The sequence below is a fragment of the Arenimonas sp. genome (assembly GCF_036275555.1).
Taxonomy (GTDB): Bacteria; Pseudomonadota; Gammaproteobacteria; order Xanthomonadales; family Xanthomonadaceae; genus Arenimonas.
In genome coordinates, this window is record NZ_DASUDO010000037.1 from 120218 (window position 1) to 143177 (window position 22960).

General features: G+C 71.9%; 24 protein-coding genes. 11 read left to right on the plus strand and 13 right to left on the minus strand.

What is annotated here, in order from left to right:
• Positions 1-4 precede the first annotated feature (4 nt).
• Positions 5-2062, plus strand: coding sequence for a TonB-dependent receptor (locus VFV21_RS09815; RefSeq protein WP_329669243.1), 2058 nt, complete (start codon positions 5-7; stop codon positions 2060-2062).
• 58 nt (positions 2063-2120) lie between these two features.
• Here the strand turns inward: VFV21_RS09815 and VFV21_RS09820 are convergent, their stop codons facing one another.
• Both VFV21_RS09820 and VFV21_RS09825 read right to left on the minus strand, forming a co-directional pair.
• Positions 2121-3149: a TIGR00266 family protein gene (locus VFV21_RS09820; RefSeq protein ID WP_329669244.1), complete on the minus strand. Its 1029-nt coding sequence runs from the start codon at positions 3147-3149 to the stop codon at positions 2121-2123.
• A 12-nt stretch (positions 3150-3161) separates the two neighbouring features.
• On the minus strand, positions 3162-3833 hold the full coding sequence (locus VFV21_RS09825) for a tellurite resistance TerB family protein (RefSeq protein WP_329669245.1): 672 nt from the start codon (positions 3831-3833) through the stop codon (positions 3162-3164).
• 129 nt (positions 3834-3962) lie between these two features.
• Between VFV21_RS09825 and VFV21_RS09830 the strand changes: the two genes are divergently transcribed.
• Genes VFV21_RS09830 through VFV21_RS09850 form a run of 5 tightly spaced genes read left to right on the plus strand, consistent with a single transcriptional unit; the run spans position 3963 to position 7279 of the window.
• The gene (locus tag VFV21_RS09830; protein ID WP_329669246.1) at positions 3963-4346 is read left to right on the plus strand and encodes a diacylglycerol kinase; all 384 of its coding nucleotides are present in this window, start codon (positions 3963-3965) and stop codon (positions 4344-4346) included.
• Between the two features lie 13 nt (positions 4347-4359).
• Complete coding sequence (locus VFV21_RS09835; RefSeq protein WP_329669247.1) at positions 4360-5082, plus strand: TerC family protein; 723 nt, start codon at positions 4360-4362, stop codon at positions 5080-5082.
• A gap of 27 nt (positions 5083-5109) precedes the next feature.
• Positions 5110-6000 (plus strand): prolipoprotein diacylglyceryl transferase, encoded by an 891-nt coding sequence (lgt, locus tag VFV21_RS09840; protein ID WP_329669248.1) that lies wholly within the window; start codon positions 5110-5112, stop codon positions 5998-6000.
• Positions 6000-6794, plus strand: coding sequence for a thymidylate synthase (locus VFV21_RS09845; RefSeq protein WP_329669249.1), 795 nt, complete (start codon positions 6000-6002; stop codon positions 6792-6794). The genes lgt and VFV21_RS09845 overlap by 1 nt, the downstream gene beginning before the upstream one ends.
• 5 nt (positions 6795-6799) lie before the next feature.
• Positions 6800-7279 carry a dihydrofolate reductase gene (locus VFV21_RS09850; RefSeq protein ID WP_329669401.1) on the plus strand — a complete coding sequence of 160 codons (480 nt, stop codon included), beginning with the start codon at positions 6800-6802 and terminating at the stop codon, positions 7277-7279.
• An 18-nt stretch (positions 7280-7297) separates the two neighbouring features.
• Here the strand turns inward: VFV21_RS09850 and VFV21_RS09855 are convergent, their stop codons facing one another.
• From VFV21_RS09855 to lptD, 7 genes are all read right to left on the minus strand, one after another.
• Positions 7298-7768, minus strand: a complete 471-nt coding sequence (locus VFV21_RS09855) for a hypothetical protein (protein ID WP_329669250.1) — start codon at positions 7766-7768, stop codon at positions 7298-7300.
• An 87-nt stretch (positions 7769-7855) separates the two neighbouring features.
• Entirely contained in the window at positions 7856-8701 is an 846-nt protein-coding gene (locus tag VFV21_RS09860) for a symmetrical bis(5'-nucleosyl)-tetraphosphatase (protein ID WP_329669251.1), read from the minus strand.
• Position 8702: 1 nt separating this feature from the next.
• Positions 8703-9083, minus strand: coding sequence for a Co2+/Mg2+ efflux protein ApaG (apaG, locus tag VFV21_RS09865; RefSeq protein WP_329669252.1), 381 nt, complete (start codon positions 9081-9083; stop codon positions 8703-8705).
• Between the two features lie 9 nt (positions 9084-9092).
• The gene (gene rsmA / locus VFV21_RS09870) at positions 9093-9905 is read right to left on the minus strand and encodes a 16S rRNA (adenine(1518)-N(6)/adenine(1519)-N(6))-dimethyltransferase RsmA (RefSeq protein WP_329669253.1); all 813 of its coding nucleotides are present in this window, start codon (positions 9903-9905) and stop codon (positions 9093-9095) included.
• Entirely contained in the window at positions 9902-10873 is a 972-nt protein-coding gene (pdxA, locus tag VFV21_RS09875; RefSeq protein WP_329669254.1) for a 4-hydroxythreonine-4-phosphate dehydrogenase PdxA, read from the minus strand. The genes rsmA and pdxA overlap by 4 nt, the downstream gene beginning before the upstream one ends.
• 5 nt (positions 10874-10878) lie before the next feature.
• Positions 10879-12183, minus strand: coding sequence for a peptidylprolyl isomerase (locus tag VFV21_RS09880; RefSeq protein WP_329669255.1), 1305 nt, complete (start codon positions 12181-12183; stop codon positions 10879-10881).
• Between the two features lie 39 nt (positions 12184-12222).
• Positions 12223-14451, minus strand: a complete 2229-nt coding sequence (lptD, locus tag VFV21_RS09885; RefSeq protein WP_329669256.1) for an LPS assembly protein LptD — start codon at positions 14449-14451, stop codon at positions 12223-12225.
• 70 nt (positions 14452-14521) lie between these two features.
• Between lptD and msrB the strand changes: the two genes are divergently transcribed.
• Positions 14522-14917, plus strand: a complete 396-nt coding sequence (gene msrB, locus VFV21_RS09890) for a peptide-methionine (R)-S-oxide reductase MsrB (RefSeq protein WP_329669257.1) — start codon at positions 14522-14524, stop codon at positions 14915-14917.
• Here the strand turns inward: msrB and VFV21_RS09895 are convergent.
• Genes VFV21_RS09895 through VFV21_RS09905 form a run of 3 tightly spaced genes read right to left on the minus strand, consistent with a single transcriptional unit; the run spans position 14904 to position 16970 of the window.
• On the minus strand, positions 14904-15827 hold the full coding sequence (locus VFV21_RS09895; RefSeq protein WP_329669258.1) for a histone deacetylase family protein: 924 nt from the start codon (positions 15825-15827) through the stop codon (positions 14904-14906). The two genes, msrB and VFV21_RS09895, sit on opposite strands and share 14 nt — an antisense overlap.
• 2 nt (positions 15828-15829) lie before the next feature.
• Positions 15830-16384, minus strand: a complete 555-nt coding sequence (locus tag VFV21_RS09900; RefSeq protein WP_329669259.1) for a cob(I)yrinic acid a,c-diamide adenosyltransferase — start codon at positions 16382-16384, stop codon at positions 15830-15832.
• Positions 16385-16391: 7 nt separating this feature from the next.
• A complete protein-coding gene (locus VFV21_RS09905) occupies positions 16392-16970 on the minus strand; it encodes a hypothetical protein (RefSeq protein ID WP_329669402.1) in 579 nt (192 codons plus the stop codon).
• A gap of 105 nt (positions 16971-17075) precedes the next feature.
• Between VFV21_RS09905 and ubiH the strand changes: the two genes are divergently transcribed.
• Complete coding sequence (gene ubiH / locus VFV21_RS09910) at positions 17076-18287, plus strand: 2-octaprenyl-6-methoxyphenyl hydroxylase (protein ID WP_329669260.1); 1212 nt, start codon at positions 17076-17078, stop codon at positions 18285-18287.
• Positions 18284-19465 (plus strand): FAD-dependent oxidoreductase, encoded by a 1182-nt coding sequence (locus VFV21_RS09915; RefSeq protein ID WP_329669261.1) that lies wholly within the window; start codon positions 18284-18286, stop codon positions 19463-19465. The genes ubiH and VFV21_RS09915 overlap by 4 nt, the downstream gene beginning before the upstream one ends.
• 43 nt (positions 19466-19508) lie before the next feature.
• Here the strand turns inward: VFV21_RS09915 and VFV21_RS09920 are convergent, their stop codons facing one another.
• Positions 19509-21011 (minus strand): aminotransferase class III-fold pyridoxal phosphate-dependent enzyme, encoded by a 1503-nt coding sequence (locus tag VFV21_RS09920; protein WP_329669262.1) that lies wholly within the window; start codon positions 21009-21011, stop codon positions 19509-19511.
• A 233-nt stretch (positions 21012-21244) separates the two neighbouring features.
• On the opposite strand from VFV21_RS09920, the gene VFV21_RS09925 reads away from it, so the two are divergent.
• The gene (locus VFV21_RS09925) at positions 21245-22177 is read left to right on the plus strand and encodes an ABC transporter ATP-binding protein (RefSeq protein WP_329669263.1); all 933 of its coding nucleotides are present in this window, start codon (positions 21245-21247) and stop codon (positions 22175-22177) included.
• Positions 22174-22947, plus strand: a complete 774-nt coding sequence (locus VFV21_RS09930) for an ABC transporter permease (protein ID WP_329669264.1) — start codon at positions 22174-22176, stop codon at positions 22945-22947. The genes VFV21_RS09925 and VFV21_RS09930 overlap by 4 nt, the downstream gene beginning before the upstream one ends.
• The last annotated feature ends 13 nt before the right edge of the window (positions 22948-22960 follow it).

A 22960-nucleotide genomic window follows, 5' to 3' on the forward strand; every position in this document is an offset into this window, starting at 1 on the left:
GCAAATGAACCTGGTTCATTGGGTGTTGGCGGCTTCGGAGGTGGTGGCGCTGGAGCCGGTGACGGTGACGGCGACGCGGCGGGAGTCGAGTGTGTTCGAGACGCCGGCCGCCGTGTCGGTGCGCACGGCGCCCGAGGCGGCGCCGGGGCTGAACCTGTCGGAGTGGCTGGGCGGGGTGCCCGGCCTGCTGGCGCGCGACCGGCAGAACTACGCGCAGGACACGCAGGTGTCGATCCGCGGTTTCGGCACGCGCGCCAGCTTCGGCATCCGCGGCTTGCGGGTGATCATCGACGGCATCCCGGCGACGCAGCCGGACGGGCAATCGCAGCTTTCGCACGCCAACCTCGCCAGCGCGGAGCGCGTGGAGGTGCTGCGCGGGCCGTTCTCGGCGCTGTACGGCAACTCGTCGGGCGGCGTCCTGCAGGTCTTCAGCGGTGACGGCTTGGCGCCTGGCGAGGCGCGCGTGGGCGCCGCCGCATCGGATTCGGGGGACTGGCGCGTCTCAGCCGGCTTGCGCACCCGGTGGCGCGGCGCGGGCGTGGTCGCGGGCCTGTCGCACCTGCGCGTGGACGGGTTCCGCCCGCATTCGGCCGCCGAGCGCACGTCCTTCAACGCGCGCCTGCACTGGCCGGGCGAAGGCGGCGACGGCGCCGCGCTGGTGTTCAACCACCTCGACGCGCCGGACGCGCAGGATCCGCTCGGCCTTGACCGCGCGCAGTTCGATGCCGATCCGTCGCAAACCACGCCGCAGGCGCAGACGTTCAATACCCGCAAATCGGTGAGCCAGTCGCAGCTCGGCGGCACCTGGCAGCGGGCGTTCGGCGCCGTGCGGCTGCAGGCGATGGCCTATGCCGGCCAGCGCGACATCGAGCAGTACCTGGCCATCCCGGTCGGCGTGCAGGGCAACCCGCTGCAGTCCGGGGGCGTGGTCGATCTGGGCAGCGGGTTCTTCGGCGGTGAACTGCGCCTGGACGGCGAAACCACGCTGGGCGGGCGCGCGCTGCAGTGGACCGCGGGGGCGGGCTGGGAAGGCCTGGCGCAGCAACGCCGCGGCTTCGAGAACTTCGTCGGCACGCAGCTCGGGGTGCGCGGCCGGCTGCGGCGCGACGAGCGCAACGACGTCGCCGCCTTCGACCAGTTCGCCCAGGCCGACTGGCGCTTCGCCGACGACTGGTCGCTGCTGGCCGGCTTGCGCCACAGCCGCGTGCGCTTCCGCTCGGACGATCGCTACGTCACCGCGGGCAACCCCGACGACAGCGGCACGGTCGACTTCGAACGCTACACTCCGGTGATGGCGCTGCAGTGGCGCGCACAGGCGACGCTGAACCTGCATGCCAGCGTCGGCAGCGGCTTCGAGACCCCGACCCTGGTGGAGCTGGCGTATCGCCCGGACGGCGGTTCCGGGCTCAACCTCGACCTGCGCCCCGCGCGCAGCCGCAACCTGGAGCTGGGCATGAAGTGGCGGCCGCGGCCGGGCTTCAGTGCCGACCTGGCCGTGTTCCGCACCGCCACCCGCGACGAGCTCGTGGTGGCGACCAATGCCGGTGGCCGCGCCAGCTACGCCAACGCCGCGCGCACCCGCCGCCAGGGCGTGGAGCTCGAGGTCGCCGCGCCGCTGGGCGAGGCGATGTCGCTGCAGCTGGCCTGGACCGGACTCGACGCGACCATGCGCCAGGATTACTTCGCCTGCGCCGGCGCGCCCTGCACGGTGCCGACCCAACGCATCGCCCGCGGCACGCGGCTCGCGGGCGTGCCGCGTTCGCAGGGGCGGCTGCGCTGGGACGGCTGGCGCGGCGACTGGCGCGGCTTCGCGGAAGTGCGCGGCGTCTCCGCCGTCACCGTCAACGACGCCGGCAGCGACCGCGCGGCAGGCTACGGCCTGCTCGACCTGGGCGTCACGTGGTCGGCGACGCCGCGCCTCGACGCCTTCCTTCGCCTGGACAACGCGCTCGACCGCCGCCACGCCGGCTCGGTGATCACCAACGACGGCAACGGCCGCTACTTCGAACCCGGCGCCCCGCGCACGCTGTGGCTGGGCCTGGATTTCCGCGCCGTGAATTGAAGCGGGCCCGGTTTCCCGGGCCCGCCTGGTCATGCCTGTCGCGGCTCGCGCCGCGCGATCAGAACCCGCGGTCGCCGGAAATGATGCCGCCCAGCCCGCCCAGCACCGAGCCTTCGCCCTTGCTGCCGCCCTGCTGGTAGGCCGCGGCCATCATCCGGCCGGCCATGCGCGAGAACGGCAGCGACTGCAGCCAGACCTTGCCCGGGCCGGTCAGCGTGGCCAGGAACACGCCCTCGCCGCCGAACAGCATCGACTTCACGCCGCCGACCGGCTTGACGTCGAACTGCACCGTGCTGGTCATCGCCACCACGCAGCCGGTGTCCACGTCCAGGCGCTCGCCCGGGCGCAGGTCGCGCTCCATGATGGTGCCGCCGGCATGGATGAAGACCAGCCCGTCGCCGGTGAGCTTCTGCATGATGAAGCCCTCGCCGCCGAACAGCGCGGTCATGATCTTCTTCTGGAAGAAGATGCCGATCTGCACGCCGCGCGCCGCGCACAGGAAGCTGTCCTTCTGCGCGATGATGGTGCCGCCGTAGTTGCTCAGCGTCATCGGCACGATGGTGCCGGGGTAGGGCGCCGCGAACGCGACCTTGGCCTTGCCGCTGGGCCCGGCGTGCGAGAACACCGTGGTGAACAGGCTCTCGCCGGTGATCAGGCGCTTGCCAGCGCCCACCAGCTTGTCCATGAAGCCACCGCCGGCCGAACCGGCGGTGCCGTCGCCGAACACGGTGTCCATGCTGACCACCGATTCCTTGTACATCAGCGAACCGGCCTCGGCGACGGCGCTCTCGCCCGGGTCGAGCTCGATCTCGACGAACTGCATGTCCTCGCCGTAGATGCGGTAGTCGATCACGTCGCTGCGCTGGCCGGCGTGGCTGGCGGCCGCGGCCGGCGGCGGCACCGGCGCCATCATCGCGCCCGGCGCCGATTCGGCGCGCAGTTCGGTGCAGGCCGCGATCGGGATCCACTCGGGGAAACCCTGGCGCCAGCAGTGGCCGGCCGGGTCGCGGGTGGCCTGGGCGATGGCGGCGGCGTGGTCGAGCGGACCGATCTGCTGGCCGTTGTAGCTGAGGTACCACTGGTGCATGGGGTGCTCCTGTCAGTTGGGAATGCCGAGCTGCGCGTGGATGTCGGCCCGTGTCGCCGCGTCGAGTTCCAGCTGTCCCGCCATCCGGTCGAGGAAGGCGCGCTCCTCGGCGGTATCGGCGGTGATCGCGATCAGCGCCGCCGCATAGGTCTCGGCGCGCTGGCCGGCCGGGGTGCGCACGGTCAGCTGCTCGAGCGTGAGCGGCGCGCGGATCTCGGCGTCGAGGGCGCGCAGGCTGTCGGCGTCCATGCCGGCCTGGCGGGCGCGGCCCAGGATGGCCTCGCGCTCCTCCGCGTCGATCAGGCCGTCCGCGTGCGCGGCGGTGATCATGGCGCGCAGCAGGTGCATGGCTTCTTCGACCCGGGCGGGCGAGGGGTTCGCGGCGGGCGGCGGCGGGGGCGGCATGGCGGAGGCCGTGGCCGGCGGGGGCGGCGGCGCCTGGCCCATCACCGGCTGCGGTGCCGGGGACGGGCTGCCGCCCTGCTGGGAGTAGTGCTGGTAGGCCGCGTATGCAACGCCCAGCAGCCCCAGGCCGACCTTGGCCTTGGTGGCGGTGGACATCCCGCCCGAACCGCCCAGCAGGGCGCCCAGGCCGGATTTGGAGCGCTTGCGCTTGCGGCCGCCCAGCTGGCCCGACATCGCGTCGCCCATCAGCTGTCCCAACAGTTGTTCGGGGTTGAACATTCTCGGCTCCGTGCTTTCAGGGGTCAGCTTTCGACAATGGGGTGGCCCGGCCCAGTGCACAAGGTCAGGGACGGGCGGGCGGGGCGGATGTGTCAAAATGCCCGCCTTGCGACCCTTCACGAGACCCTGATGGCCGACAGCAACGGCAGCCACGCGCCGCGCAGCCCGTTCCGGGTCTGGAGCGCGTTCGTGTGGTCGCTGCAGGGCCTGCGCGCCTGCTGGCAGCTCGAGTCCTCGTTCCGGCTCGAGGTCTACCTGTTCGTCGTGCTGGCGCCGCTGGGCCTGTGGCTGGGCACCGACGGCGTCGAGCGTGCGATCCTGGTCGGCTCGCTGCTGGGCGTACTGGTGGTCGAGGTGCTCAATTCGGCGGTCGAGGCGGTCGTGGACCGCTGGGGCGCCGAACACCACGAACTCGCCGGCCGCGCCAAGGACATGGGCTCGGCCGCGGTCTTCCTGGCCGACATGAACGTCCTGCTTTGCTGGGGTTTGATCCTCGGCCCCCGTTTCCTCTAGAGGCTCCCGCGCGATGGAATGGCTTTTCAGCACTGAAATGTGGGTCGCGCTGCTGACCCTCGCCACGCTCGAGATCGTGCTGGGCATCGACAACCTGGTCTTCATCTCGATCGCGGTCAGCAAGCTGCCGCCCGAGCAGCGCCCGAAGGCGCGCCGGTTCGGCCTGATGCTGGCGTGCGTCACCCGCATCCTGCTGCTGCTGTCGCTGGCCTTCCTGGCCAGCATGCAGCACAACCTGTTCAGCCTGTTCGGCCAGGACTTCTCGGTGCGCGACCTGGTGCTGATCGCCGGCGGCCTGTTCCTGCTGGTGAAGGGCACGATGGAGATCCACGACTCGGTCGAGGGCCGCGACGAGGAGGAAGACATCTCCACCAAGCCCTCGGCGGTGTTCGGCTACGTGATCGCGCAGATCGCCGTGATCGACATCGTGTTCTCGCTCGACTCGGTGATCACCGCGGTCGGCATGGTCGACAACCGCTGGGTGATGGTGGCGGCGATCATGATGGCGGTGGCGGTGATGCTGTTCGCGGCCAACCCGATCGGCGATTTCATCGACCGGCACCCGACCGTGAAGATGCTGGCGCTCACCTTCATCATCCTGGTCGGCGTGGCCCTGGTGGCCGACGGCTTCGAGTACCACATCGACCGCAAGTTCCTGTACTTCGCGATGGCCTTCTCGGCCGGCGTGGAGACCCTGAACATCCTCTCGCAGCGCAAGAAACGGCGGCCCACCTAGCCGCTGCGCCGCCCCGACGGAGCCCGCATGACCCTGCTGCACGACATCGACCCGATCGCCGTCCCGCTGCCGTTCTGGCCGCACGGCATCCACTGGTACGGCGTGATGTACCTGCTGGCCTTCCTGGGCGCGTGGTGGCTGGGCACGCGGCGCATCCGCGGCGGCCGCTTGCCGGGCATCAACGAGGAAGCCTTCGGCGACCTGCTGTTCTACGGCATGCTCGGCGTGGTGCTGGGCGGGCGCGTCGGCTACGTGCTGTTCTACGTCTTCGACGAGTTCCTGGCCAACCCGCTGATGCTCCTGCGCATCAACGAGGGCGGCATGAGCTTCCACGGCGGCCTGCTGGGCGTGATGCTGGCGGCGGCGTGGTGGACGCGCAAGCACCGCCGGCACTTCTTCGACGTGATGGATTTCGTGGCGCCGCTGATCCCGCTGGGCCTGGGCTTCGGGCGGATGGGCAATTACATCGGCGGCGAGCTCTGGGGCAAGCCCACGGGCGGCGACTGGGGCGTGGTGTTCCGCGACGCGCTGCCGGCCGAGCTGGCGGTGCAGCCGGTCGAGCAGCTGCGCCAGCTGCACGCCAGCGGCGCGCTGGACGCCTACGCGCGGCATCCCTCGCAGCTCTACCAGGCCTTCCTCGAGGGCGTGCTGCTGATGGCCGCGCTGTGGCTGTACTCGCGCAAGCCGCGGCCGCGCTATGCGGTGTCCGGGCTGTTCGCGCTGCTCTACGGCGCGTTCCGGTTCCTGGTCGAGTTCGTGCGCGAGCCCGATGCTCACCTGGGTTACCTGGCGTTCGGCTGGCTGACGATGGGCCAGGTGCTGTCGCTGCCGCTGGTGCTCCTGGGCCTGTTCCTGCTGTGGAAATCGCGCACGGCGCCGACCCTGCAGCCCGACCTCTCCAACGTGAAGCCGACCTGATGCGCCAGTACCTCGAACTGTTGCGGCACGTGCTCGAGCACGGCGCCGAGAAGGCCGACCGCACCGGCACCGGCACCCGCTCGGTGTTCGGCTGGCAGATGCGCTTCGACCTGTCGGAAGGCTTCCCGCTGGTCACCACCAAGAAGCTGCACCTGCGCTCGATCATCCACGAGCTGCTGTGGTTCATCCGCGGCGAGACGAATATCGCCTACCTGCGCGAGAACAAGGTCAGCATCTGGGACGAGTGGGCCGACGCCGACGGCGAGCTGGGCCCGGTCTACGGCAAGCAGTGGCGGCGCTGGACCGGCACCGACGGCCGCGAGATCGACCAGCTGCGCAACGTGGTGGACGAACTGCGGCGCAATCCCGATTCGCGCCGCCTGGTGGTGAGCGCCTGGAACGTGGCCGACCTGCCGGCGATGGCGCTGCAGCCCTGCCACACGATGTTCCAGTTCTACGTCGCCAACGGGAAGCTGAGCTGCCAGCTCTACCAGCGCTCGGCCGATATCTTCCTGGGCGTGCCGTTCAACATCGCCAGCTACGCGCTGCTCACGCACATGGTGGCGCGCCACTGCGGGCTGGGCGTGGGCGACTTCGTGCACACGCTGGGCGACGCGCACCTGTACACCAACCACTTCGACCAGGCCCGTGAACAGCTGTCACGCGAGCCGCGCCCGCTGCCGCGCCTCGTGCTCGCGCCCGGCGCCACCGACCTGTTCGCGATGCGCTTCGAGGACATCGCCATCGAAGGCTACGACCCGCACCCGGCCATCAAGGCCCCGGTGGCGGTGTGACGGCGCTGGTGCTGGTGGCGGCGCTCGATCGCGCCGGTGCCATCGGCCGCGGCAACGACCTGCCGTGGCGATTGCCCGATGACCTCAGGCACTTCAAGGCGCTGACCCTGGGCAAGCCGGTGCTGATGGGGCGCAAGACGGCGCAATCGCTGGGCCGGGCGCTGCCGGGCCGACGCAACCTGGTGCTGACGCGCAGCGGCCGGGTGCCGTTCGACGGCATGGAGGCGGTGGCGTCGCTGGCGCGGGCACGCGAGGTTTGCGGCGCGGACGAATTGATGGTGATCGGCGGCGGCGAGGTCTACGCGCTGGCGCTGCCGCTGGCGGCGCGCATGCACCTCACGCACGTGGCCACCGAAGTGGACGCGGCCGATGCCTTCTTCCCCGCGTTCGACCCGGCGGACTGGCAGGTGGTGTCGCGGGACGCGCACGGCGCGGATGCGCGCCATGCCTTCGGCTTCGAGTTCGTCGAGTACCGGCGCCGCTGAGCGGCGCCGGCGGGAGGATCAGGGCAGCTGCGCGCCCGCGATCTCGTAGCGCTGCAGGGTGGCCAGCCGGGCCTCGGCCTGCACGTAGGCCAGGGCCTTCTTCGGGGCGATCACGCGGCTGAGCGTGCGGTAGGTGCGCTCCATCAGCTTGGCCTGGTCGACTTCGATCGCCACGGCCTCGTCGGCGAGCTCCTCGGCATCGTCCTCGTCCAGCTCGGCGCGCAGGCCGGCGGTGACCGCGGCGGCGTTGGCGAGGCGGCGCTCGGCGAGGTCGGCCAGTTCCTCCTGCACCTTGTCGTAGACCGGCCAGAACGCGGCCTGCTCGGCGGGATCCATCGCCAGCTGGCGCGAGATGTAGGCCTGCTTGCCCTGGGCGACTTCCGCCTGCAGCGCGGCCATCTTCTGGGCGCCGTTGCCGGACGACTGGGCGAACGCGGCCGGGACGGCCAGGGACAGGGCGAGCACGAGGGTGAGGATCGATCGGGACATGGGCGGGGGTTCTCCTTTGCAGCCAGACTCAAGACCATACCGGGCCCGTACCGAGGCCCTGCACTAAAAAAAAGGGGGCGGCCCGACTCAGTCGTCGCCGCGGGGGCTGCCGTCGGGCGGGTCGCGGCCGGCCACCTGGTGCAGGCGCAGCTCCGGGCCCAGCTCCATCGCAGTGAGCTTGCCGCCCCAGACCGCGCCGGTATCGATGGCGTAGACGCCCAGGCCCATGAACAGCCCCAGCGTGGACCAGTGCCCGCAGACCAGGGGCAGCTCGCGGGCGGCGTGGCCCGGCACTTCGAACCACGGGTACATGCCGGGCTTCTGGGTGCCCGGCCGGCCCTTGTCCTCGAAGCCGATGCGTCCGCCCGGCGTGCAATAGCGCAGGCGGGTGAAGACGTTGATGATCGCCCGGTGCCGGTCGACGCCGGTGAGCTTGGGCGACCAGGCCGGCTTGTCGCCGTACATGTTCTTGACCAGCTTGAAGAAGCCGTCGCCCTGCAGCTTCTCCTCGACCTCGCGGGCGCGGGCCTCGGCCAGGCTGATGGTCCACTTCGGGGCCAGGCCGGCATGCACCATCGCGAAGCCGAGCGTGCGGTCGACGTGGAAGAGCTTCTGCCGGCGCAGCCAGCCGATCAGCAGCTCGTGGTCGTCGGCGAACAGCACCCGCTGCAGGTCCGGGTTGACCTTGCGCTGGTCGGCCTCGCGGCGGGTGGAGATGGCCAGCAGGGAGAGGTCGTGGTTGCCCAGCACGATGGTGCTGTGGATGGCCAGCGAGTGGATCAGCCGCAGGGTCTCGAGCGACTGGCCGCCGCGGTTGACCAGGTCGCCGCAGAACCACAGGCGGTCGGCGGCCGGGTCGAAACGGATCTTCTCGAGCAGGCGCTGCAGCGCGTCATAGCAACCCTGCACGTCGCCGATGGCGTAGGTGGCCATGTCAGTGCAGCGTCCGCGGGATGGACAGCGTGAACGGGTCGATCCGCGCGTCGAACGCCGTGCCGTCGTCGGCCAGCATCTGGTAGCTGCCGTGCATGGTGCCCAGCGGCGTCTCGAGCACGGCGCCCGAGGTGTATTCGAAGTGCTCGCCCGGGCGCAGCCAGGGCTGCTCGCCCACCACGCCCTCGCCGCGGACCTCCTGCACCTTGCCGTTGGCGTCGGTGATGATCCAGTGGCGGCTGAGCAGGCGTGCCGGCACCTCGCCCAGGTTCACGATGCGGATGGTGTAGGCGAAGACGTAGCGGTTGTCCTCGGGGATCGACTGGTCCTCGAGGAAGCGGGTGGCGACGATCACCTCGATGGCGTGCTGCGGGGATTCCATGCCGCCATTCTACGCAGGACGGTCCGCCGGGGGCAGCGAACCGAGGAATTGCGCCAGTCGCACGAAATCAGCCACCGCCAGCTGCTCGGCGCGGGCGTCCGGGCGCAGGCCCGCGGCCTCGATGTCGGCGCCGGTGCAGACCTGGGAGAGCGCGTTGCGCAGGGTCTTGCGGCGCTGGCCGAAGGCATCGCGCACCACCCGCTCGAACAGCGCCGGGTCGGCGATGCCGATCTCCGCCGCGGGCTTGGGCACCAGCCGCACGACGGCCGAGTCCACCTTCGGCGGCGGCCGGAACGCGCCCGGCGGCACGTCGAACAGCGAGGTGACGGTGCAGTAAGCCTGCAGCATCACGCTCAGCCGCCCGTAGACCTTGCTGCCGGGGTCGGCGGCCATGCGGTCCACCACTTCCTTCTGCAGCATGAAGTGCATGTCGCGCACCGCGCCGGCGTGCTCGAGCGCGTGGAAGAGGATCGGCGAGGAGATGTTGTAGGGCAGGTTCCCGACCAGGCGCAGCGGGCCCTCGTCGCCGGCCAGCTTGCTGAAGTCCACCTGCAGCACGTCCTTGTGGATGATCGTCAGCCGGCCCACGCCTTCCGAAGCCTCCATCAGCGGCGTGATCAGGTCGCGGTCGAACTCGATGACCGTCAGTTCGCCGTGCTTGCGCAGCAGCGGGAAGGTGATCGCGCCCTGGCCGGGTCCGATCTCCACCAGCCGGTCGCCCGGCTTCGGGTTCACCGCCATCACGATCCGGTCGATGTAGCTGCGGTCGGCCAGGAAGTGCTGGCCGAGGTTCTTCTTGGGCGGCGCCTTGAAGTGGCTCATGCGGACCTCCGGTGGCGGGCGAGCCGGGCGCACAGGGCGGCGGCGGCGAACAGGCTGGACGGATCGGCAATGCCGCGGCCGGCCAGGTCGAGCGCCGTGCCGTGGTCGACCGCGACGCGCGGGTAGGGCAGGCCCAGGGTGATGTTCACCGCCTGCTCGAAGCCCGAGTGCTTGAGCACCGGCAGGCCCTGGTCGTGGTACATCGCCAGCACGGCGTCGTAGCCGGCCAGTTTCTGCGGCAGGAAGGCGGTGTCGGCGGGCAGCGGGCCCTCGAGCGCCAGCCCTTCGGCGCGCAGCGCGTCGAGCGCGGGGATGATCGTGTCGAGTTCCTCGCGCCCGAGGTGGCCGTCCTCGCCCGCGTGCGGGTTCAGGCCCAGCACCGCGATGCGCGGCGCGGCCAGGCCGAAGTCGCGCGCCAGCGCGGCGTGCAGGATCCGCAGCGTGCGGGTGAGGCCGTCGCGCGTGATCGCATCGGGCACGGCGCGCAGCGGCAGGTGGGTGGTGGCCAGGGCCACGCGCAGGCGCGGGTTGGCGAGCATCATCACCACCTCGGCGCCGGCCTGCGCGGCCAGCAGCTCGGTGGTACCGGTGTAGGCGATGCCGCCGGCGTTGATGCTGGCCTTGTGCACCGGGCCGGTGACCAGGCCGTCGAGCTCGCCGGCCAGGCAGGCGGCGCCGGCCTGGTGCAGCGCGGCGATCACCGCGGCGGCATTGGCCGGGTCGGGCTGGCCGAAGCGGGTGGGGCGGTCCTGGCGGATCGGGTGCAGGGCCAGCTCGCCCGGTCCGGCATCGCGGTCGGGTTCGATCAGGCGCAGGGGCAGGCCCAGCGCCGCGGCGGCGGCGGTGAGCGCGTCGGGGTCGGCGTAGGCCACCAGGGAGGCGTCCGGTGGCCGTTGGGCCAGCCGGACGCAGAGCTCGGGCCCGATGCCGGCCGGCTCACCAGGAACCAGGGCCAGCCGGGTCCGCATGGGGATCAGCCCGCGGCCGCGAGGCGCGTCTCGACGTAGGCCTCGGAGCGCAGCTGGCGCAGGAAGCGCTCGAACTCTTCCTCGGCCTTGCGCGCACCGATAACCTCGCGCGCCTGGTTGCGGCGGTTGACCTCGGTGACGTCCTGCTCGCGCATGCCCAGGCGGCGCACGATGTGCCAGCCGCTGTCGCTCTGGAAGGGCGCCGACAGCTCGCCATCGGCCAGCTGCTGGATCTGGTTGCCGATCGCGGTGCCCCAGGTGTTGATGGCGAACCAGCCCATGTCGCCGCCGTCGGCGCGGGTCAGGGTGTCGTCGGAGTTCTCGCGGGCCAGCTTCGCGAAGTCTTCGCCGGCGACGAGGCGACGGTGCAGGTCCTCGATCTTCTGGCGCGCGGCTTCCGGCGGCAGGGTCGGGGTCGGGCGCACCAGGATGCCCTGGGCGTTGTATTCGGTGGCGGTCTGGCGGCCGGCTTCGCGGGTCTCGACCAGCTGCACCAGCTGGTAGCCGCTCGGGCCGCGCAGCGGCTGGCTGATCTCGCCCGGCTGCATCGCGCGGATCATGCCGACGTAGTTCTGCGGCAGGGCATCGTAGCCGCGCCAGCCGATGTCGCCGCCCTCGAGCGCGTTGGACGCGTCGGAGTAGCGGATAGCGGCGGCGCGGAAGTCGAGCTCGCCCTTCATGATCACTTCGCGGATGCCGGTGATCTTGCGCTCGGCGGTGGCGATCTGCTCCGGCGTGGCGCCGTCGGGCAGGGCCACGAGGATGTTGGACAGGCGCACTTCCGGGCCGCCGATCTCGCGCACGGCCAGCAGCTGGTCCACCTCGGCCTCGCTGACCTGCACGCGCGACTGCACGTAGCTCTGGCGCAGGCGCTCGAGCATCAGCTCCTCGCGCAGGCTGTTGCGGAATTCCTCGTAGCCCAGGCCGTCCTGCGACAGGCGGTCGCGCAGTTGGTCCTGGGTCATGCGGTTGCGGGCGGCGACGCTCTGGATGGCCTGGTTGAGCTCGCCGTCGCTGACGCGGATGCCGTTGTCGCGGGCGCGCACCAGCTGCAGGCGCATCAGCACCAGGCGGTCGAGCACCTGGCGCTCGAGGATCTCGCGCGGCGGCAGCTGGTTGGGCTGGTTGGCGTACTGGGCCAGGATGTTGCCCACGGCGCGGTCGAGTTCACTGCGCAGGATCACTTCCTCGTCGACCACGGCGACGATGCCGTCCAGCGGGGTGGTGTCCTGGGCCGACGCCGGCGTCGGGGCGAGGGCGGACCCCAGGGCCAGCAGGCCGGCGAGGAGGAGGGGCAGGGCGTTCTTCATGCGGTTCGTGGCTCCGGCGCCGGGGCCGGCGCCATGGGTTCAACGGGAGTAATCAAGGATAGCATCATCAAGCAAACGGGCCGTGTCGCGGCCCAGGCTGCCGACGCCATTCAGCTCCAGCTCAAGGTAGATGCCGAGGTTGCGGTCGCCGCCGAATTCACGGATGTATTCACGCGCCAGCACGCGCACCGCGAGGCAGCAGCTCTTCCACTCGATGCCGGCCAGCGACTCCAGCGTCTCGCGGTCGCGCAGCGAGTAGTTCCAGCGGCCCAGCAGGCGCCAGCGGTCGTTCACCGGCACCACGAAGGACAGGTCGCCCTGCTCGAGCACGTCGGCGCGGTAGCGGTAGGCGGCGTTCACCAGACCGCCGTCGCCGAAACGCCACTGGCTGCGCACGGCCGAGAGGTTGGTGCGCTCGCGGTCGGGGTCCCACTGCTGGGCCAGGCCCAGGGTCCAGCGCTGGCCCAGGGCCAGGCTGGCCTCGGCGACCCAGGCCGAGCCGTCGTCGGACAGCGGCGGGGCGCCGGGTACGGTGACCCGGGGCGGGTCGAAGTAGTGGATGCGGCCGAGGCTGGCGCTCAGGCGCTCGCGGCCGTCGGCCGTGTCGAGGATCCGGCTGGTCAGGGCCAGCGTCACCTGGTCGGCGTCGGCCTGGCGGTCGGCGCCGCCGAAGCGGTTGTCGCGGAACAGGCCGGGCCAGCTGAACGTCAGCGGCTGGGTGTCGAACAACGGCAGGTCGTCCTGCTCGCGGTAGGGCACGTTCAGGTAGACCAGGCGCGGTTCGAGCGTCTGCAGCAGGCGGCCGTCGCCCCATCCGAACTCGCGCTCGAAGAAGGCGCCGGCATCGAAGCGGGTGATCGGCAGGCTGCGCGTGGGCGAGCGGTCGGCGCCCGGCGCCAGCAGGCCGCCGTCCAGCGACCAGCTCGTGTAGCGCCAGGAGAACTCCGGGGTGGCGTACCAGGCCGCGCCGCCGAAGGGCAGGCGCAGGGTCGGGCGCAGGTCCACGCGGTCGCCGCCGGCCAGGGTCTCGTGGTCGAAGCGCACGGCCTCGGCCTGCAGGCCGAATTCCATCCAGGGCAGCAGGGTCTTGGTCCAGCGCAGGTCGGCGGCGGGCAGGCGGCGGAAGGGCTCGGTGCCCGGCAGCACCAGCGGGTTGGCGATCTGCCAGCGCTGGGCCAAGAGGCTGGCGGTCCAGCCGTAGCCGCGGCCGTACAGGCCGGCGGTGCTGGGCAGCAGGGTGATCGAGGTCGAGGCCAGCGAGTCGTTGAAGTCGTCGAAGTAGAAGACGTCGCTGACGTGGTTCAGGTCGGCGCTGGCGTACCAGTTCGGGCCCAGCGAGGTGGTGTGGCGCAGCGAGGCCACGCCGCGGTCGTAGCCGCGGCCCGGCTCGTCGTCGTTGCCCAGCCAGTTGCCTTCGACCACGCCGCGGCTGCGCGCGGTGAGGTAGCGGAACTGGGCGCCGAGCATCAGCCCGCGCTGCGACATCCAGCGCGGCGTCAGGGTGGCGTCGTAGTTCGGCGCGAGGTTGAGGTAGATCGGCTGCTCGTAATCGAAGCCGTTGCGGTCGTCGAAGCCGATCTTGGGCGAGAGCAGGCCGGTGCGGCGGCGATCATCCGTGGGGAAGCGGATATACGGCAGCCAAAGCACCGGCACGCCGCCCAGGCGCAGGGTGGCGTTGCGGGCGGTGCCCATCGCCTCTTCCTGGTCGACGTCGATGCGGCTGGCCGAGAACTCCCACTGGCGCTGCCCGGGCGGGCAGGTGGAGTAGGTGCCGCCGGCCATCTCGCCGAGGTCGCCGCGCATCGTGATGCGGTCGGCGCGGCCGTTGCCGGCGTTCTGGTTGAACTGGTACTGCACGCCGTCGAGCACGATCGTGTCGGCTTTCTGGTCGCCCGCGGCCTGGTCGGCGGTGAAGCGGATGCCGTCGTCCTGGAAGCGCACCGGGCCTTCGGTGACGAAGCGCTCGCTGTCGTGCGAGTAGGTCAGCTTGTCGGTGCCCAGCCACTGGCCGCCGCGGCGCAGCTCGACGCCGCCTTCGAACACCGTGGTTTCGCGGCCGCTGACGTCCAGGTTCTCCGCGCTGATGTCGGTGGCGAGCGTGGCCGGGTCCGCGGCGCCGGCGGCCGGGTCGGCGAGTGGCTGGAACAGCGGCAGGCCCTCCGGCGACGGGCAGAGTGCCCAGTCGGCGGCCGGGGCGGGATCCTGTGCGCGGGCTGCACCGGCGATGGCCAGGCAGAGCGGAAGCAGTCGAAGGGCTTGACGGCGCACGGAGGCATCCCTGGAAAAGACGTGATAGCTTGGCCCAAGGCGCCTGACGGGGCAACACGAAGGCAGGGCGATGGCCGGCAAGATCGAAAAGACCGACGCAGAGTGGCGGGCCGAGCTCAGCCCCGAGCAATACGCGATCTGCCGCTGTTCGGAAACCGAGCGCGCGTTCACCGGAAAGTACTGGAACCACCACGCCACCGGCACCTACGTCTGCGCGGCCTGCCGCGCCGACCTGTTCTCGTCGGTGGACAAGTACGACTCGGGCAGCGGCTGGCCCAGCTATACGCGGCCGGTCGCGGCCGGCGCGGTGGACGAACACGCGGACACCAGCTACGGCATGCACCGGGTCGAGGTGCGCTGCGCGGCCTGCGATTCCCACCTGGGCCACGTCTTCCCCGACGGGCCGCAGCCCACCGGGCTGCGCTACTGCATCAACTCCGCGGCGCTCGATTTCAGGCCGGCGTAGCGCCGGCCAGCCCGTGCAGGTGGGCCACGCTGCAGGCCCGCAGTGCCGCCAGGCTGTAGCCGCCCTCGAGCATCGACACCAGGCGGCCGCCGGCGTGGCGGTCGGCGAGCGCGGCGAGTTCGGCGCTGAGCCAGCGGTAGTCGTCGGCTTCCAGCATCAGGTCGGCCAGCGGGTCGAGCCGGTGGCCGTCGAAGCCGGCCGAGACCAGCACCAGCTGCGGGCGGAAGGCGTCCACCTGCGGCAGCAGGTGCTGGCGCCAGGCGTGCCGGAAGGCGTCGCCGTCGGTGCCCGGCGACAGCGTGGCGTTGACCACGTTGCCGACGCCGCGCTCGTGCGCCAGGCCGGAATTGGGGTAGAGCGGGTACTGGTGCGAGCTGGCGTACATCACCCGCGGGTCGCTGGCGAAGATGTCCTGGCTGCCGTTGCCGTGGTGTACGTCGAAATCGATGATCGCCACGCGCTCGAGCCCGTGCGCGTGCACGGCATGGGCCGCGGCCACCGCGATCGAATTGAACAGGCAGAAGCCCATCGCCACCGGCCCGGTGGCGTGGTGGCCGGGCGGGCGCACGGCGCAGAAGGCGTGCCGGGTTTCGCCTGCCATCACCGCGTCGACCGCGGCGATGCCGGCGCCGGCGGCGCGCAGCGCGGCCTCGGGCGAATCGGGCGACATCGCGGTGTCTTCGTCCAGGCGCAGGCTGGCGTCGAACGGCGTGTCGAGCACGCGCGCCACCAGGTCGCGCGTGTGCACGCGCAGCAGGGCGTCGCGGCTGGCGCGCGGGGCCTCGCGCCAGGGCGCGAGCGGGAAGTTGGCGCGCACCGCGTGCAGCACCGCTTCCAGCCGGGCCGGGCATTCCGGGTGGCCGGCGCCCGGGTCATGCGCCAGGCAGGCGGGATGGGTGTAGAGCAGCACGCCTAGCCTTTCCGGCGCTCGTGGTTCCAGAGCACCTCGCCGTGGCCGCTGGCGCGGGCCAGCACGCGGGCGATCACGAACAGCAGGTCGGAGAGGCGGTTGAGGTAGCGGATCGCCTCGGGCCGCACGGCGTCGTGGTGCGAGAGCGTGACCGACTCGCGCTCGGCGCGTCGGCAGATGGTGCGCGCCAGGTGGCAGTGCGCGGCGGCCAGGCCGCCGCCGGGCAGGATGAAGTCCTTCAGCGGCGGCAGGTCGGCGTTGAAGGCGTCGAGCTGGTCCTCGAGGCGCTGGATGTCGGCGTCGAAGATGGCGGCGTGGCCCGGGATGCAGAGCTCGCCGCCGAGGTCGAACAGCTGGTGCTGCACGGACACCAGCACGCTGCGGACGTCTTCCGGGATATCGCAGGCCAGCACGATGCCGATGGCCGAGTTGGCCTCGTCCACGGTGCCGTAGGCGGTGACGCGGGCGGAGTCCTTCGCCACGCGCGAGCCGTCGCCCAGCCCGGTGCTGCCGTCATCGCCCGTGCGGGTGTAGATCTTCGACAGCCGGTTACCCATGGCGGGCTCAGCGCGCGGTGGCGACGGCGGCGCGGCGGGCCAGGGCCCAGGTCGCGACGACGTGCAGCGCGGCCGCCATGGCGACGTAGCCGCTGGCGTTGCGCAGGTAGGGCAGGAACCAGTCGGCGTAGTTCTTGGCCCAGCCGGCCACGGTCGGCTCGGCGACGGCGCTGGCCAGCCAGTAGAAGCCGCCCTGCGCGAAGAAGTGGCAGGCGGCCACGCTGGCGAACACCGAGACGGCCAGCAGCGCCAGCGCGCGCGGCTCCAGCCCGCGGTAAGCGCGGCGCAGCAGGCTGCCGCCCAGCCACATCGACGCATGCGCCGGCACCAGGAACCAGTAGCCCGGCGACATGCAGTAATGGCTCCAGAAGCTCTGGCCGCTGCCGGTGATGACGAGGTAGTCGACCGCCACCGCCAGCGCCATCAGCGCCGGGAACGCCCAGCGCACGCTGCCGCGCAGGTAGAAGCCGGCGACGAAGAACACCGCCCACGACGCGTCTGGCACCAGGCCGAAATGGTTGAGCCGGGTCGCGGCCATGACGGCGGCGAGCGCCAGGAACACGGCCAGTCGCGAACGGAGGGTCAGGGTCATGATGTGCGGGCTTCCGGAGGTCAGGCCGGCATTTTAGACGAACTGCGCCCCGAGGGGGCATGCATGGGCCTTCACCGGGCGGGCGCGTATCATCACGGCATGCCCGGCAGCGACGGTTTCGACCACGACATCCTCATCCTTGGCGGCGGCCTGGTCGGCAGCGCGCTGGCCTGCGCGCTCGACGGGCGCGGCTGGCGCGTCGGCCAGGTCGAGGCCAGCCCGCCGCAGGCCGGTGCGCCCGGCTTCGACGAGCGCAAGCTGGCGCTGGCCCTGGCCAGCCTGAATGCCCTGTCGGCCCTGGAGGTGCTGCCGCGGCTGGCGACCCCGCCGGCGCCGATCCGCCGCATCCACGTCAGCCGCGCCGGCGATTTCGGCAGCGTGCGGCTGGCCGCGGCCGAGCACGGGCGCGAGCAGTTCGGCGGCGTGGTGCTGGCACGCGAGCTGGGGCAGGCGCTCGAATCGCGGCTGGCCGACTGCGCCGGCCTGGTGCGTCATCGCCCGGCGCGCGTGGTCGCGGTGGCGCCCGACGCCGACGGCCCGGGCGTCACGATCGAGCAGGACGGCGCCACCCGCCGCCTGCGCACCCGCCTGCTGGTGGCCGCCGACGGCAGCCGCTCGCTGGCGCGCGCCGCGTGGGGCATCGGCACGCAGGAACACGACTACGGCCAGACGCTGCTGGTGTGCAGCGTTGCCACCGACCGCGCGCCCGACGGCACCGCCTACGAGCGCTTCACCGCGGAAGGCCCGGTGGCGCTGCTGCCGATGGCCGGCGGCCACTTCGGCGGCATCTGCGGCGTGCGCCGCGAGGCCGCCGACGCGGTGCTGGCGATGGACGACGCGGCCTACCGCGATTACCTGCAGCAGCGCTTCGGCTGGCGCGCCGGCCGCATCACCCGCGTGGGCGAGCGCAGCGCCTATCCGATCGTCCGCGTGGTGGCCGACCGCCTCACCGCGCCGCGCGGCGTGGTGATGGGCAACGCCGCGCAGACCCTGCACCCGATCGGCGCGCAAGGATTCAACCTCGGCCTGCGCGATGCGCTCACCCTGGCCGAACGGCTCGCCGGCGACGATCCCGGCGCACCGGCGGGGCTCGCGGCCTACGCCGAAGCGCGGCGCGAGGATCGCGAGCGCACCCTGGCCTTCAGCGACGGCCTGGCGCGCCTCACCGCCAGCGAGGGTTTCCCGCTGCACGTGCTGCGCTCGCTGGGGCTGCTGGCGTTGGGCCACGTGCCCGGGCTGGCCGATCCGCTGGTGGCCGGGGCGATGGGATTCCGCGGCCGCGTGCCTTCGCTGTCGCGGGGGCGCGCATGAGCCGCCGCGACCTTTATGACCTGGTGGTGGTGGGCGCCGGCGTGGTCGGCAGCGCCACTGCGCTCGCGGCGGCCCGCGACGGGCTGCGCGTGGCCCTGGTCGAGGCGCAGGAGCCCTCCACCTGGTCGGCCGATGACGCCGACCTTCGCGTGTACGCGTTCGCGCCCGACAACGCCGCGCTGCTCGACGACCTCGGCGCGTGGTCTGCGATCTGCGCGGCGCGCGCGCATCCCTACCGGCGCATGCGGGTCTGGGACGCGGCCGGCGGCGGCGAACTCGACTTCGACGCCGACGCCTTCGCCCGCGACCACCTCGGCCACATCGTCGAACATTCGCTGCTGGTGGACCGGCTGTGGGCGGCCTGCGGCCGCGAGCCTTCGCTGCGCCGCGTGGTGCCGGCGACGCTGGCCACGATCGAACAGGACGCCGACGCCGCCACGGCGGTGCTGGGCGACGGCCAGCGCCTCCGCGCCCGGCTGGTGGTGGGCGCCGACGGCGCCACCTCGCGGGTGCGCGCCGCGGTCGGCCTGGACACCGACGCCCACGACTACGGCCAGCGCGGCCTGGTCGCCTACGTCCAAACGCAATCGCCGCACGAAGACACGGCCTGGCAGCGTTTCCTGCCCACCGGCCCGCTGGCCTTCCTGCCCTGCGCCGACGGCCGCAGCTCGATCGTCTGGACGCTGCCGGACGCCGAGGCGCAGCGCCTGCTCGCCGCCGACGACGCCAGTTTCCGGCGCGAACTCACGCGCGCCTTCGATGCGCGCCTCGGCGAAGTCACGGCGGTGTCGGCCCGCGCGGCGTTCCCGCTGCGTCGGCAGCTGGCGAAGGACTACGTGGCGGGGCGCGTGCTGCTGGTCGGCGACGCCGCCCACGCGGTGCACCCGCTGGCGGGACAGGGCGTGAACCTGGGGTTGCGCGATGTCGCCGCGCTGCGGGCGTCTTGGCGCCGTGCGGCGGACGTGCACGCCGACTTCGCGGCCCCGCACCGCCTGTCCCGCTGGGAGCGCACCCGCCGCAGCGAGAACGCCGTCGCGGCGCATGGCTTCGAAACCATCAACCGCGTCTTCAGCAACGACGCGATGTGGCCGACCTTGCTGCGCGGCCACGCCCTCGGCCTCGCCAACCGCCTCACCCCGGTCACCCGCGCCCTCTGGCGCCGTGCGGCGGGGGTTTGAAGGGCGTTTATCCGCGTAAATCCGCGTCAAGAACGCCCTTGCCTCAGGCCGCCTCGGCCTGCGACTTGCGCGGGCCGTGCAGCAGGGCGTGGCGGATGTGCGAGATGACCAGGTCGATCTCGCCGCTGGTGACGCCGAAGTGCGGGGTGAAGCGCAGCGAGTTGGTGCCGCCGTGGATCACGCCGATGCCGCGCTCGCGCATGAACTCCTCGGTGGAGCCGGTGCCGAAGCACTTGAACTGCGGATGCAGCTCGCACGAGAACAGCAGGCCGGTGCCCTGCACCTGGGTGATCAGGCCGCCGCCCAGCTCGTCCTTGAGCGCGTTGATCTTGTCGAGGAACTCGCGGCCGCGCTCGACGATGTTCCGGCGCAGTTCCGGCGTCAGCAGGCCCAGCACGGTCGAGGCGATGTCGAGCGCGCGCGGGTTGGCGGTCATGGTGTTGCCGTAGGTGCCCTTGCGGTACAGGCCCGCGGCGCGCTCGTTCACCGCCAGCACCGACAGCGGGTACTGGCCGCCGTTGAGCGCCTTGGAATAGGTTTCCATGTCCGGCGCTTCCAGGCCCTCGAAGCCCGGGTAGTCGACGATCGACAGCACGCCGTGCGCGCGCAGGCCGGCCTGGATCGAGTCCACCAGCAGCAGCGTGCCGTGCGCCTTGGTCAGCTCGCGCGCGACGGCATAGAACTCCGCTGGCACCGCGCGGCCCGGGTCGCCTTCGCCCATCACCGGCTCGAGGAACATCGCCTCGAAGTACCAGCCGTTGGCATCGGCGTCGGCGAAGGCCTGCTTGAGGGCCTCGATCGAGTAGGGCTCGATGGTGATCAGCTGGTCGTTGTGGTGGCGGTAGCTGGCCAGGTGCTGCAGGTAGTTCTTGCGCGAGGAGTCGGAGTACAGCGCCGGCAGCTCGGTGCGGCCGTGGAAGGCGCCCTTGACCGCGATGCGCTTGACCCGCTTGCCGGCGTGGCGGCCGCCCGGGTCGGTGTGCAGCTTGGTGTTGACGTCGGCGATGCGGCCGGCCAGCGACACCGACTCCGAGCCCGAGTTCAGGCACAGGAACTTCGCGAACGGGCAGCCGCCGCGGGTGTGGCCCAGCTCCTTGCGCAGCGCGCGCACGATGCGCAGCTGCGACAGCGACGGGGTCATGATGTTGGCCAGCACCTGCGGCTTGGCCATGGCCTCCAGCACCGCCTTGGGCGCGTGGCCAAAGCCGAGCATGCCGTAGCCGCCGGAATCGTGGACCACGGCGCCCTTGAGCGTGACCACCCACGGGCCACGCGCGGCGATGGCGACGTACGGGTTCACCGCGTCTTCCGGGTAGAAGTTGACGAAGCCCGCCTGCACGGCCTCGATCTGCGCCTGCTCGTCGAGCTCGAGCAGGTCGGCGAACTCGGCGGCGATCGCGGCGTGCTGCGCGACGGCGGCCTCGACGGCTTCGACCAGCTCGGGGTAGCGCCCGGCGAGATCGAGCACGGTGGCGTCGTCCAGGCCGGCGGTGCGGACCTTGCCAGCGTGGCTGCGCAGGGGCTTGAGGGTGTCGATCAGGTTCATGGCGGGCTCCGGACCCAAAGCAAAACGCGAGGAGTCCCTCGCGTGTCGGGTCTTGCGTTGAAAATCAAATACTTGCGGCGGATGTTACCACCCCGGTGAAGGGCGCGTAACCCCCAGGCGTTTGAATCCGCGGCGGCCGCGGATGACAGCTGTCAGGCGCGATCGCTGACGCCGGCCACTGTGGCGGCGACGGCCCGGCCGGAACACTGGCGCCGTCCCCGAGGAGCGCCGCCATGTCCCCTGATTCGAACTGCCCGACCGTCCTCGCCCGGCTGGAGGCCGCCGGCAAGCGCTACGGCGCCGTCCAAGCCCTGGCCGCGCTCGACCTGACCATCCACGCCGGCCAGGTGCTGGCCGTGCTGGGCGCCAACGGCGCCGGCAAGACCACGGCCCTGGGCCTGCTCACGGGCCGGCTCAGCCCGGACGCCGGCCGGGCCGAACTGTTCGGCGGCGACCCGCGCGATCCGCGCCGGCGGCGCGGCATCGGCGTGATGCTGCAGGACGGCGAGCTGCCCGACACCCTGCGCGTGGCCGAGCACGTGCGCCTGTTCTCGAGCTACTACCCCTCGCCGCGGCCGCTGGCCGAAACCCTGGCCCTGGCCGGCGTCGCCGACCTCGCGCGCCGTCCCTATGGCGCGCTGTCGGGCGGGCAGAAGCGGCGGGTCCAGTTTGCGCTGGCGATCTGCGGCCGGCCGCCGCTGCTGTTCGTCGACGAGCCGACGGTGGGCCTCGATGTCGAGTCGCGCCGCGCCTTCTGGGCCGTGCTGCGGCACCTGCGCGAGGAGGGCACCGGCATCGTGCTCACGACCCACTACCTCGAGGAAGCCGATGCGCTGGCCGATCGCATCGTGCTGATGGCCGGCGGCCGCCTCCTGGCCGACGACAGCCCGGCCGGCATCAAGGCCCGCGCCGACGGCAAGCGCCTGCGCGCCCGCAGCACCGTCGCCAGTGCCGAGTTGGCGTCCTGGCCCGGCGTGCTGTGCGTGGAAGACACCGCCGCGGGCACCGAGCTGGTGACCCGCCAGGCCGAGCAGGTGCTGCGCCGCTGGCTGGCCGCCGACCCCGGCCTGGCCGAGCTGGAAGTGCGCCCGCTGAGCCTCGAGGAGGCCTTCGTTTCCCTGACCCAAGACCCCGTGGCCGCCGGCCCCCTGGAGCAAGCCGCATGAATGCCCTGCCTTCGTCCACCCACGCCGCCCCGTCGCTGCTGCGCATCCAGGCGCTCGAAGCCTGGTACGAACTGCTGGCGGTGCTGCGCCAGCCGGCGTTCGCCCTGCCGACCCTGCTGTTCCCGGTCGTCTTCTACCTGCTGTTCGCGGTGGTGCTGCCGGGCAAATGGGGCGGGCTCGAGCGCGCCGCCTACCTGTTGGCGACCTATGGCGTGTTCGGGGTGATCGGCCCGGCGCTGTTCGGCTTCGGCGTCGGCCTGGCGATCGAGCGGGAGAAAGGCTGGCTCGAACTCAAGCGCGTCTCGCCGATGCCCACGCTGGTGTATTTCCTCGCCAAGATCGCGATGAGCCTCGTGGTCGGCTTCACCGTGGTGTGCCTGCTGACGATCGCCGCGGTGGTCGGTGGCGGCGTGCGGATGGCCCCCGGCACCTGGGGCCTGCTGGTGGCGACGCTGCTGCTGGGCACGCTGCCGTTCTGCGCGATGGGCCTGTGGCTGGGCACGCTGGTGCGCGGCCAGGGCGCGGTGGCGGTGGTGAACCTGGTCTACCTGCCGATGTCGGTGCTGTCCGGGCTGTGGATCCCGATCTTCGCCTTCCCGGTGCTGCTGCAGAAACTGGCCGTGGTCTGGCCGGCCTGGCACCTGGGCCGGCTGGCGCTGGGGGTGGTCGGGCAGGCGCAGGACGTTCGTTGGGGCCTGCACCTTGCCGTGCTGCTGGGCACCACCGCGCTCTTCCTGGCCCTGGCCGCGCGCCGCCTGCGCCGCGGCTGAGGCGGCGGCCATG